This is a genomic window from Cystobacter fuscus (assembly GCF_002305875.1).
GTDB lineage: Bacteria > Myxococcota > Myxococcia > Myxococcales > Myxococcaceae > Cystobacter > Cystobacter fuscus_A.
The window spans coordinates 5,220,535-5,232,084 of the sequence record NZ_CP022098.1; the positions used below are offsets into that span (position 1 = coordinate 5,220,535).

10 protein-coding genes are annotated in these 11,550 nt (G+C 71.0%); 7 read left to right on the forward strand and 3 right to left on the reverse strand.

Features of this window, described 5'->3' with window-relative positions:
• Positions 1 to 163: 163 nt before the first annotated feature.
• Together CYFUS_RS21515 and CYFUS_RS21520 are read right to left on the reverse strand one after the other, a co-directional pair.
• On the reverse strand, positions 164 to 1,804 hold the full coding sequence (locus tag CYFUS_RS21515; RefSeq protein ID WP_198316670.1) for a lysophospholipid acyltransferase family protein: 1,641 nt from the start codon (positions 1,802 to 1,804) through the stop codon (positions 164 to 166).
• 3 nt (positions 1,805 to 1,807) lie between these two features.
• Positions 1,808 to 2,770 carry an SDR family oxidoreductase gene (locus CYFUS_RS21520; RefSeq protein ID WP_095986921.1) on the reverse strand — a complete coding sequence of 321 codons (963 nt, stop codon included), beginning with the start codon at positions 2,768 to 2,770 and terminating at the stop codon, positions 1,808 to 1,810.
• 101 nt (positions 2,771 to 2,871) lie between these two features.
• On the opposite strand from CYFUS_RS21520, the gene mutL reads away from it, so the two are divergent.
• The 5 genes from mutL to CYFUS_RS21540 all read left to right on the forward strand — a co-directional run bounded on the left by mutL (position 2,872) and on the right by CYFUS_RS21540 (position 7,442).
• Positions 2,872 to 4,734, forward strand: a complete 1,863-nt coding sequence (gene mutL / locus CYFUS_RS21525; RefSeq protein ID WP_095986922.1) for a DNA mismatch repair endonuclease MutL — start codon at positions 2,872 to 2,874, stop codon at positions 4,732 to 4,734.
• 68 nt (positions 4,735 to 4,802) lie between these two features.
• Positions 4,803 to 4,958 (forward strand): hypothetical protein, encoded by a 156-nt coding sequence (locus CYFUS_RS52820; RefSeq protein ID WP_232537698.1) that lies wholly within the window; start codon positions 4,803 to 4,805, stop codon positions 4,956 to 4,958.
• 3 nt (positions 4,959 to 4,961) lie between these two features.
• Positions 4,962 to 5,681 carry an outer membrane beta-barrel protein gene (locus tag CYFUS_RS21530; protein WP_095986923.1) on the forward strand — a complete coding sequence of 240 codons (720 nt, stop codon included), beginning with the start codon at positions 4,962 to 4,964 and terminating at the stop codon, positions 5,679 to 5,681.
• A gap of 179 nt (positions 5,682 to 5,860) precedes the next feature.
• Positions 5,861 to 6,874: a tetratricopeptide repeat protein gene (locus CYFUS_RS21535; protein ID WP_198316672.1), complete on the forward strand. Its 1,014-nt coding sequence runs from the start codon at positions 5,861 to 5,863 to the stop codon at positions 6,872 to 6,874.
• A gap of 67 nt (positions 6,875 to 6,941) precedes the next feature.
• Positions 6,942 to 7,442: a hypothetical protein gene (locus tag CYFUS_RS21540; RefSeq protein WP_095986925.1), complete on the forward strand. Its 501-nt coding sequence runs from the start codon at positions 6,942 to 6,944 to the stop codon at positions 7,440 to 7,442.
• A 9-nt stretch (positions 7,443 to 7,451) separates the two neighbouring features.
• Here the strand turns inward: CYFUS_RS21540 and CYFUS_RS21545 are convergent, their stop codons facing one another.
• Positions 7,452 to 7,958: an FHA domain-containing protein gene (locus CYFUS_RS21545; protein WP_071900150.1), complete on the reverse strand. Its 507-nt coding sequence runs from the start codon at positions 7,956 to 7,958 to the stop codon at positions 7,452 to 7,454.
• A 161-nt stretch (positions 7,959 to 8,119) separates the two neighbouring features.
• Here CYFUS_RS21545 and greA point away from each other — a divergent pair, with 161 nt between their 5' ends.
• Positions 8,120 to 8,632 carry a transcription elongation factor GreA gene (greA, locus tag CYFUS_RS21550; protein ID WP_095986926.1) on the forward strand — a complete coding sequence of 171 codons (513 nt, stop codon included), beginning with the start codon at positions 8,120 to 8,122 and terminating at the stop codon, positions 8,630 to 8,632.
• A 63-nt stretch (positions 8,633 to 8,695) separates the two neighbouring features.
• Positions 8,696 to 11,515, forward strand: coding sequence for an ATP-dependent DNA helicase RecG (gene recG / locus CYFUS_RS21555; protein ID WP_095986927.1), 2,820 nt, complete (start codon positions 8,696 to 8,698; stop codon positions 11,513 to 11,515).
• The last annotated feature ends 35 nt before the right edge of the window (positions 11,516 to 11,550 follow it).

Sequence of the window (11,550 nt, forward strand, 5' to 3'; positions counted from 1 at the left end):
GAATCGACCAGTGCCTCGACGCGGGATGCAGGTGGAACGACGCGCAGGATATCCGCGAGTACCCAGCGGGTAGTGGTCCGTAACGCGCTCCCGCATCGGACGACGATGCCCACCAGCTGCTCTGAGCCCTCAGAGCGGCTACTGGTGGCGCACTTGAAACCCTTCACCCCGAGAAGACGGAGCGGCGCTCCTTGAGGAGGGCCTGCAACATGCCTTGGATGGACTCGCGGGTGCGCTCGGTGAGCCGCTGCACCTGGGAGAGGTCCTCGGCGGCCTCGGGGGGCAGGTCGCCCATGCTGATGGGCTCGCCAAAGCGCAGCGTCCAGCGCGCCGGCAGAGGCGGCAGCGTCACCGGCAGGTAGTCCAGACCCAGGAAGCCCGCCGGCAGCTTGCCCAACAGCGGCACCGTCTCCTCGGCCCCCACGATGGCCACCGGGACGATGGGCGCGCCCGTGCGCAGCGCCAGCTTCACGAAGCCTCCCCGGCCGAAGCGCTTGAGCTGGTAGCGCTGGGCGAACGGCTTGCCCATGCCCTGGCTGCCCTCGGGGAAGACGATGACCGGGCGCAATTCGTCCAACAGCCGCAGCGCGTTCTCCGGGCAGGCGCGCACCGCCCCCAGCCGGTTCATCAGCGTGCCCATCATCGGCGCGTGGAACACCTGGTCCTCCGCCAGCCAGCGCGCCTCCTGCAGGTCCGGCCGCTCGCGCGAGAGCGCCTGCTGCAACATGGGCCCGTCGAAGGGCAGCGCCCCCGAGTGGTTGGCCACCAGCAGCACCGGCCCCGTCGGCACGTGGCTCGCCCCCTGCACCGACACCCGCCAGTAGTGCTCGTAGAGGAAGTCCACCACTGGCTGCAGCACCCCTCCGAGCGCCGCGTCCTTGCCGTACTCGTCGACCGACGTGCTCCCCCCGAGCCCCAGGCTCGTGAGCGCCGCGTCCACCATGCCCCGCGCCGACACCACCGTCCGGCTCACCCGCTCGCTCGCCAGCGTCTGGAAGGCGATCTGCCTGGCCAACGAGAGCAGCCCCGACATCCGCGTCCGCATCCGTGGCGGCTCGGCTCCCGGTGAGGTCGCCGTGAAGAACAGATCCGAGGGACCCGTCGTGTCGAGCGTCTTGGGCCCATCGAGCACGGGCTCCACTTCGGGCGTGGCCTCCGTCTCGGATGGTGCCTGCTCGGTCTCGAAGCCCGGCACGTCCACGGGTCCCTCGGGCACCGGCTCGCTCAGCACTTCCTCGATGCCCCGCCGCGTCTCCTCCATCCCCGCCTGGGCCGCCTCCTGCTCCAGCAGGGCCGACTCGACCGCGAGCACCTCGGCCTCCTGCGTCCTGGGGTGAAGCCGCTCCTCCCGCCCAGGCATCGGGGCCTCGGGGGCGGTGTGGACCACTGGGGCCGAGGGCGTGGCCGGCTCCGCCGCGAGGCCCATCTCGGCCTCCGTGGCGGGACTCACCCCGGTCGGAGGTGTCGTCTCCAGGGCCGTAGGCGCCGTGGGCGTCTGTCCCTCCACCGGGGCGGAGCGGACGGCCGTGGCGGGCGCGCGCGTCTTCCCGGAGGGCTTGTTCTTGGAGGTCGCGGCCTTCTTCTTCGGAGCGGCGGCCTTGGGCGCCTCCGAGGCCTGGGGCTCCGCCGGGCGCGCGGGCTTCTGCTTCGCTCCGGCGGCCTGCTTCTTCGCCTCGTTCGCCGGAGCCGGCTTCCTCGCCGCCTCGGCGGAGGACGCGGGCTTCACGGACTCGGCCGGGGCGGACTTCGCGCGGGCCTTGGGGGACACGGAGGCGCGCGGCGGGGTGGCTCGTGACCTGGCCATGGCTCAGCTCCTTCGTATCGCCGCCACGGCATCCCGGGCGTGGAACATGGGAATGAAGCCGAGCTCTTCCTCGGCGCGCTCGCCGTTGGCCACCCACCCGTAGTGCATGTAGTCCAGCAGCGACGAGGGAAAGCCCGGCCCCCCGAGTGACGTCATCGTCTGCAGGGTGGCGCGGAAGAGCGGGCCGGGCAGGGGCAGGGGCGTGGCGCCCGCCTGGCGGATGAGCCCGGAGAGCGGCAGGACTCCGCGGCCGACGATGTTGAACTCACCCTCGGCGTTGGCGCTCAGCGCCTGGTACAGCGCGCGCGCGGCGTCCTCCTCGTGCAGCGCCTGCCAGAGCGGATCGTACCCGAGCAGCGTGGGCACCACGCGGTGGGCGAGCATGCGGGTCGCGGGGTTGTCCATGTTCGGGCCGAACATGGGCGCGAAGCGCAGGACGATGACGCGCGTCTCCGGGTGGCGCTCGCGGAAGGCGCGCACCTGCTTCTCCACCTCGACCTTGTCGGTGATGAAGCGGCTGCCGGGGCAGCCCATGAGGGGCGTCTCCTCGGGGAGCAGGGCGGGGTGGCTGGCGCGCGCCCCATAGAGCGCCGTGAGCGAGGGGACGATGAGCCGGGGCACCCGCGCGCGGCCCACCGCGCTCAGCACGTTCATCGTGCCAATCACCTCGAGCTCGTGCGCGAGCGAGCCATCGCGCACCGGCCCGTAGAGGAAGGCCAGGTGGTAGAAGACGTCCACGGCGTGCTCGGCGAGCGCGTCGGACAGCTCGCTCTCTGCGTCGTGGCGCGTGAGGTCCACGCGGTGGTAGTCGACCTTGGAGCCCTCGGGCTTGGCCACGTCCAGCACGAGGATGCTCTCCACGTCGGCATCCTGCTCCAGCTGCGGCAGCAGCAGCCGGCCCAGGTCGCCCGCCGCGCCCGTCACCGCGACGCGCAGGCCGCCCTTGCTCGCTTGAGTTGCTTCCATACGGGAGGGGGCGTGATAGCGCACCTGGGGGCCGCTTGTCAGCCGCGTTGCGTCCGCTTTACTGGCCAACGTGCCGGGTCCCGTACAGGATATGACCTCTCATGGCACGTATCGCCCGCCTCAGTGATGCCCTCGTCAACAAGATCGCCGCCGGCGAGGTGGTGGAACGTCCCGCGTCCGTCGTGAAGGAGCTGGTGGAGAATTCCATCGACGCCGGCTCCCGCACGGTGCGCGTGGCGCTCGAGCGCGGAGGGCTCGGGCGCATCACCATCTCCGACGACGGGCAGGGGATGAACGCCGAGGACGCCCGGCTGAGCCTCGAGCGCCACGCCACGAGCAAGTTGCGCGAGCTGGACGACCTGTTCACGCTGAGCACCAAGGGCTTCCGGGGCGAGGCGCTGCCGGCCATCGCCTCGGTGTCACGCTTCACCCTGCACACGGCCGAGCGCGAGTCCTACGTGGGCACGCGCATCACCGTGGAGGGCGGGGGCGAGCCGGTGGTGGAGGAGGCGCCGCCGCGCGTGGGCACGGTCATCTCGGTGGAGGACCTGTTCTACAACACGCCCGCGCGGCGCAAGTTCATGCGGCGCGAGTCCACGGAGCTGCAGCACGCGGAGGAGGCCGTCATCCGGCTGGCGCTCGCGCACCCGGACGTGTCCTTCTTCGTGGAGCACGGGGGCCAGGCGCTCTTCACCAGCCCCGCGAGCCCCACGGATCCCCGCGAGCGCATCGCCGCGGCGCTGGGCCCCGGGGTGCACCCGCACCTGGTGGCGGTGGAGGAGCGGCGGCTGGGGGTGAACGTCACCGGCTACATCGCCTCGCCCGAGTACACGCTGCCCAACGCGCGCGGCATCTATACCTTCGTCAACCGCCGCTACATCCGGGACCGGGGCCTCAACAGCGCCATCCAGCGTGCCTTCCAGGAGTTCCTCGCCGCCGGGCGCCAGCCGGTGGTGGTGCTCTTCATCGACATGGATCCGCGCGCGGTGGACGTGAACGTGCATCCGCAGAAGCTCGAGGTGCGCTTCGCGGACGCCAAGGGGGTGGGGGACGCGGTGAACGCCGCCATCTCCCGGGCGCTGCGGGCCGCGCCGTGGCTGGGACCGCCGGCGGGGGAGGGCGGCGCGATGGAGCCGCCCCGGCAGGCCGCGCACTACGCCATGGCCGTGGAGCGCTTCCTCACCCGCGCGCAGGAGGCCACCTGGGGCGCGCCCCTGCCCGTTCCCGGCACCCAGGACGCGGATGCTCCCGCGCCGCCCCAGGCCAACGGCTCCCTCTTCGCGTCCTCGGCGCCGAGCCCACTGCTACCCGGCCGGGCGCCCGCCTTCGGCCAGGCCCAGCCCTTGCTCAACGAGGCCCCGCCGCCGGGCTACTTCGGCGCGTTGCGGCCCATGGGGGTGCTCGGCGAGCGCTTCCACGTGTGCGAGGGCTCCGGGGGCACGCTGGTGGTGCTGGACGCGCACGCCGCGCTGGAGCGCGCCCGGCTGATGGCCTTCCACAAGGCGCTTCAGCGCGCGGAGCCGCCGGTGCCCACGCTCTTCGGCGCCACGGTGGAATTGACGGTGCCGGTGGCCCGCACGCTGGTGGAGGGGCAGGAGGCGCTCGCCCGGCTGGGGGTGGAGGTGGAGCCCTTTGGCGGCACGACGCTGGCGCTCAAGGCGGTGCCTCCCGCGCTGGTGGGGGCCGACGCGCGCGCCCTCCTGGAGGCCCTGGCGCGTGCGCTGCCGCCTCCGGGCTCGGCGCTGGACGCGGTGGCGCTCGCCGAGCCCCTGCGCGTGCTCGCTTGTCATGCCGCGCGTCACGCCGAGGGCCAGCTCTCCGAGGGCAAGCTCCGGGCGCTGCTGGGCGAGCTGGACGCGGCGGACTTCCATCCGCCCTGCATCCACGGCACGGTGGTGGTGCTCGAGGTGCCGCTGCTGGAGCTGGAGCGGCGCGCGCTGCGGCCGGCGGGGACGAAAAGTTGACGCTCCGGAGGCCGTTGCTACGGTGCGCCACCACCCTGTAGCACCCTGGTGCGAGGAGAGAAGGTCGGATGCTCGGTGTCATCACCCTGAGGGACGTGCTGGCCCACGTGGGCCTCATCCGGCGCGAGTTCGGCTCGCGGTGCGTGGTGTGGTGCCTGCTCGCCGCGCTCTCGCGCCGCCGGACCACGTTCCTCGAGATCGCGCTGCGACTGAAGGACGCCTGAGCGATGCGTGGCTTCGTGCTTTTCGCTCTGCTGCTCGCCGCCGCCACGGCCTCCGCCCAGGAGGAATCCGAGGAGCTGGTGCCCCTCAACGGAGTGGGCCGCATCACCGTCCAGGGCGGGGTGCGCTTGTCGAGCAACAACACGTTCTTCGACAGCTTCTACGCGTTGCCGGGCTTCGAGTGCTCCGAGGGGTGCTCGCGCGAGACCCCGGCAGGCCCCTTCGCCACGGCCACCTTCGGCTACTCGGTCACGGACTTCATCGAGGTGGGCATCGATCTGTTCTACACCCACCAGCAACTGCGGCTGACCAACGCCCCCCTCCACACCAACATCACCTACGGTGCCCTGCTGGGCCTGCGCTTCCAGGGACTGCTGGAGATCCTCACGCCCCAGGGCGTCGTCCCCTTCATCGGCGTGGAGACGGGACCCTCGTTGGCCTACTCCCTGGTGGAGGGGGTGGGGCGCAGGGAGTCCATCGTCCAGCCGTGGGTGGGCACCGTGGGGGCGACCGTGCGCTTGTCCACCCACTGGGCGATCACGGCCGAGTACCGGTTGGCGTTCGCCCGGGGGCAGAGCCCCTACCAGAACAAGCCCCCGCCCTCGGGGACGGGAGACAGCCCCTACAAGAATCTGGCGTCCTACAACGCGGGTGGTAACTGGTTCTCCCTGGGGGTGACGTACCTGCTGGCGCCGGATCCGGTCCGGACCTTCAGCATGCCTTGAGCGGGGGCCTGCCCTCCTGTCCGCTTGGTTTTTTCACCGGGTCCCCGGAAATTCCTCGGGGGCCAAGGCCTGTTCCCGGGCCGACAGATAACGGGGTGCCGCGAGAGCGCCGCCCGAGGGAGCCCTTCACGATGCGCGCAGAGGCCGAGAGCACTTCCGGGCCCAACAGGAACTTGTCCATGGCTGCCGAGACGAAGTCCGAGTACGACTCCAAGGAATTGAGTGAGATCCGCAAGGAGGTCATCGAGTCCCGCAACCTCGTGATCAAGACGGACAACCTGCTCAAGAACCTTCACGCGGAAGTGAAGGCGATTGGCAAGCGTCACGAGGATCTCCAGAAGCGGCAGTGGATTTCTTCCGGCGTGGCGTACGTGCTCTTCGCGGCGTTGTGCGTGGGCGGCGCGACGATGGTGATGTCCTCGCGCTCCTCCAACGCGACGGCCGAGCGTGAGCGGCTGGAGAAGACGGTGACCGAGCTCACGGCCCAACTGGACAAGCAGCGCGCGGAGCAGACGGCGGTGCAGGCCTCCCAGCGCGCGGCCAACGAGGTCTTCCGGTTGATGACCAACCTGCCCGGGGACGAGCGGCTCAAGGGCGTGGACGAGCTGGTGAAGCTGGACACCTCGCGCCTGACGGCCCTGGAGCGCGCCGCGCTCAACAACCAGGCGGCCTTGCTGCGGCGTGAGATTGGCGACGCGGCGTTCGAGCGGGGCAAGGCGGCCTTCCGCCGCAACGAGATGAAGGCGACCATCGACGAGATCTCGCGCTTCGTGGCGATGAACCCGCCCCAGGAGCAGCTCCTGGACGCGTCCTTCTTCCTGGGCGTGGCCTACAACAACGAGCGCAAGCACGAGCAGGCGGTGCCGCTGCTGGCGCGCTTCGTCGCGGGCGACAAGCGCTCCAAGACGCGCGACTACGCCATGCTGCTGCTCGCGCAGTCGTACCAGGAGACGAACGACCTGGACAAGGCGATGGCCACCGTGCAGGAGGCCCTGGCCACCTATCCGGCCAGTGAGTTCGCTCCCCAGATGCGCAGCCGGCAGAGCTCCATCCGCCGGCAGCGGTCGGGAGGTGCCGAGGCCGCCGCGGCGGCTCCGGCCGCGGCCCCCGCCGCCGCCAGACCCCTGGTGCCCGTGACGGTGCCCACTCCGGCTCCCGCTCCGGGCACTCCGGCTCCCGCTCCGGCGCAATGAACACCCGCGGGGCTCGCGCGTTCTCAGCCGTTGCCACGAGGGGCTCCCGGTCGTAAGACGGGGCCCCGTGACCACGCTCGACCCCCGCTACCGTCCCTTCCGCGCCGCCGCCTACGGTCTCTACATCGTCGTGGTGGTGGCGTTCTGTCTGGGGGTCATCATCAGCGTGACGCGCTCGGTGGCGGAGATGAACCCCTCGCGCTTCGTGTCCGACGAGCCGGTGCTCACCTACCGCGAGTGTCTCGACGCGGCGGACGCGCTGTGGTCCGAGCTGGAGTCCGCGCGCGAGAAGCTCGTGCGTGCCTCGCCGGCCCATACCGTGGATGCCCAGTGGATGGCCTTCCGCACCGGATGGCTGCGGCGGCTGCGCGAGCGGGAGTCGCGCTGCGCGCTCGACTCGCGCAACAACGCGGACCTCAAGCGGGTGTATGGGCGCCTGGAGGACGTGCTCGGTCGCTACACCATCCACGCCGTGCAGTACGCGGGCGAGGTGGGGGGCTCGGTGGACGCGCTCCGGGGCGCCTTCTCCACCGCGCGCAAGAACCCCGCCGCGGGCAAGCTGCCCTGAGGGGGGCTTTCAGCGCCGCGTCGCCCGGAGCCGGGCGTGCAGCGTGTCCGTCATCAGGAACCAGAACTGCACGTTGCCAAAGCTCAGGATGTCCCCATCCTTGAGCGTCGCCTCTCGCGTGCCCAGCGAGTTGGCGTTGAGGAAGGTGCCGTTGGTGGAGCCCTGGTCCTTCACCGTGCAGCGCGCCGGGCTCTCCGTCCACCGCAGCTCCGCGTGGCGCTTGGACACGGAGGGGTCATCGACGAACACGTCGCAGTCGGGCAGCCGCCCCACGCTCAGCGCCTCCACGCGCGCCAGCGGCGGCAGCGTGGTGATGAGCAGATCCTCGAACTCGAAGAGCAGCGAGAGCATGCCCCGCTCGATGTCTCCGGAGGAGGCCACGCGCGTGGGTTCGAGCACTGCGCTGGAGGGGCGGCCCGGCGCTCGCTGGATGAGCACGAAGGGACCGAGTTGACGGCGGAAGGCCCCGGAGGGCAGGGAGGCGCCGAGCGCGCGCAATTCCTGGATGGACAGCACGGTGTGTCAGCATGCCAGAAGATGGGTGGGGGCTCGCGGGTTTCGTTGACCGGGATGGCGCCCGTCTCCTACACTTTCGCCCCTCGGCCGAGGCCCCCCGTCCACGAGATGGGGCGGGTCTCGGCCTTCACCTCGAATGGACGTGGGAAGGAGCGGTGTCGATGACCGGCAGCGGGAACATTCCGATGACCCCGTCGGGTCTGCGGAAGCTGAAGGCGGAACTGAAGCACCTTCAGTCCGTTGAGCGCGGAAAAATCTCCCGGGAGATCGAAGTGGCGCGCGCGCACGGAGACCTGCGCGAGAACGCCGAGTACCACGCGGCCAAGGAGAAGCAGTCCCACATCGAGGGCCGCATCCTGGACCTCAATGATTGGATTGCCCGGGCCGAGGTGATCGATCCGGCCAAGCTCGGCGGTGACAAGGTCGTCTTCGGCGCCACGGTGGAGCTGCTGGACGTGGAGTCCGACAAGACGGTGTCCTACCGCCTGGTGGGCGAGCTGGAGGCGGACCTGAAGAAGCGGTGGATCGCCGTGACGTCGCCGGTGGCCCGCGCGCTCATCGGCAAGAAGGAAGGCGACATCGCGACCGTGCAGAGCCCTGGCGGCGTGCGCGAGTACGAGGTCCAGGCCATCCGCTTCGAGGATCCCGAGGACGAGCCGCTGCCGGAGTCTTGAGTCCTCGGCCGCGAGCAGTCGAACAGGGGAGCGCGCGCGAGCCCGCTCCCCTTTCTCGTTTGGATGGGCGGCGAGCGGGGCGCGGTTTACACTGAACATTTGGACAAGACCGTGAACCATCCGCTCGCCAGCCTCGTTGGACCCATGCGGTACGCCTGCCGGAGTGACTTCGCCCACCTGTCCACGGTGAAGAACCTGCGCGTCCTCCTGGAGAGCGCGCTCGCGGGAGCGACCGGGGTGGACGCGGAGGCGCTCCGGCACCTGCGCGCCGCGCTGCCCCATGTCGACCATCCCACGCTCGAGCGGCGCAAGGACGCCCTGCGCGGCGTGGTGGCCGGCCTGCGCTTGAGTGGTGTCCCCCTGCCCGAGGAGCTCGCCCAGGTGGCGGCCGTCCCGGTGAAGACGTCGGGAGAGGGGCCCGGCAAGCCGAAGGCCGGGCTCGTGCCGGCCTGGAAGGCCACCGAGCCCCTGCATGGTTCCCCGGAGCCCCGGAGCACGCCGCCTCCTCGGCCCCCTGAACCCGGACGTCCCCCGGCGGCGCGGCCAGCTCCGACGGCGGTTGCTTCTCCGGCGGCCCGGTCTCCCTCCACCACCCGGCTGCCCTCCGCGGCGAGGCCTCCCATGGTGGCCCGTCCGTCCGTGGCTTCTCCACCCGCCGGGGGGAGCGCGCCCGTGCCCCCCACCGAGGACAAGGCGCCCGCCCGGCGCAAGAAGAAGCGGGTGGCCAAGGGGCAGGAGGAGTCGCGCGCCGAGGCGAAGCTGTTGTCGATCGCCCCGCGCTCGGGGCCGCTGGCGATCCCCCTCAAGACGATGGGCAAGAAGCTCGGCCCCCGGCTGCTGGCGGCGCTCAACAAGAAGGGCCTGCGGCGTGTGGGGGACATCCTCTTCCTGCTGCCGCGCTGCTACGAGGACCGGCGCAAGCTGCAGACGATCTCCGAGCTGATGCCGGGAGAGCGCGGCGTGACGGTGGGCGTGGTGAAGATGGCGGACTTCGTGCCGAGCCGCACCGGCGGCAAGCGCATGTTCCGCGCCGTGGTGGCGGACCGCACGGGGAGCATCGCCGCCACGTACTTCAACGCCGGCCCCTGGCTCCAGCAGCGCTTCCCCGTGGGCAAGCGCCTGGTGCTCTCGGGCGAGGTGCGCGCCTCCCTGTCCGGCCGTGAAATGTCCCACCCGGAGATCGAGCCCGCCGAGGACCTCGAGGTGTCCTCGGTGCACTTCAACCGCATCGTCCCGGTGTACCCGGGCTTCGAGCGGGGTGACCAACGCTCGTTCCGCGAGCTGGCCTCGGTGGTGAGCGAGTCCTACGCGAGCCACCTGGAGGAGCCGCTGCCGGCCCCCCTGCGCGAGAAGCTGGAGCTGATGACGCTGCCCGAGGCGCTGCGGGCCATCCACTTCCCGGCGGGCAGCGCGGATCCGGAGATGCTGGACAAGCACCTGAGCCCGGCCCACCGGCGTCTGGCATTCGACGAGCTGTTCTTCCTGCAACTGGGCATGGGGCTCAAGCGCCAGGGAAAGAAGACGGAGAAGGGAATCGCCTTCGATGTGTCGGCCTCGCGCCTGGAGCAGGCGCGCGCGGCGCTGCCCTTCGAGCTCACCGGGGCGCAGAAGCGCGTCATCGAGGAGATCTCCCGGGACATGGGCCACGACGAGCCGATGAACCGGCTGGTGCAGGGCGACGTGGGCTCGGGCAAGACGGCGGTGGCGGTGGTGTCCGCGCTCGTGGCGCTGCGTGACGGCTACCAGGTGGCGGTGATGGCGCCCACGGAGATCCTCGCCGAGCAGCACGAGCGCACCTTCCGCAAGCTGCTCGAGCCGCTGGGCTTCAAGGTGGGCCTGGTGAGTGCGTCGGGGACGGCGAAGAAGAAGCGCGAGGTGCGCGAGGCCGTGGCGCGCGGGGAGATCCACCTGGCGGTGGGCACGCATGCCCTCATCCAGGAGGGGATCGCCTTCGAGAAGCTCGGCTTCGTGGTGATCGACGAGCAGCACCGCTTCGGCGTGCTCCAGCGCCACATGCTCATGAGCAAGGGTGTGTTTCCGGACGTGCTGGTGATGACGGCCACGCCCATCCCCCGCACGCTGGCCATGACGCTGTATGGGGACCTGGACGTCTCGGTCATCGACGAGCTGCCCCCGGGCCGCACGCCGGTGAAGACGCGCGTCTTCAATGACAAACAGCGCGCACGTGTCTACGAGGCCGTGGCGGCCGAGGTGGCCAAGGGCCATCAGGCCTACGTCGTGTATCCGCTCGTGGAGGAGTCGGAGAAGCTGGACCTGGAGGACGCCACGCGGGGAGTGGACAAGCTGCGGCAGGTCTTCCCGGGCGTGGAGGTGGGGCTGCTCCACGGGCGCATGAAGCCCGAGGAGAAGGACGCGGTGATGGACGCCTTCCGGGCGAACCACATCCAGATCCTCGTGTGCACCACCGTGGTGGAGGTGGGCGTGGACGTGCCCAACGCGTCGGTGATGGCCATCGAGTCCGCCGAGCGCTTCGGCCTGTCCCAGCTCCACCAGCTCCGGGGCCGCGTGGGCCGTGGCGCGGCGGAGAGCCATTGCTTCCTCGTGGCCAACCTGGCGCGCTCCTCCCTGGAGTCCTCGGAGCGGCTGGGCGTCATGGAGCACAGCAGCGACGGCTTCGTCATCGCGGAGAAGGACCTGGAGATCCGCGGCCCCGGGGAGTTCCTCGGCACGCGCCAGAGCGGTCTGCCCGAGCTCGCCGTGGCCAACCTCGCCCGGGATGGGGATCTGATCTCGATCGCCCAGCAGGAGGCGCGCGCCATCCTCGCCCGGGATCCCCAGCTCCGATCCCCCGAGCACCAGGGCCTGGTCAAGGCGCTCGAGGAGCGCTGGGAGGGCCGGCTTGCCCTGGCCCGCGTGGGCTAGACCGCCGCCTCGCAGCCTCGGTACATCGCGACAGC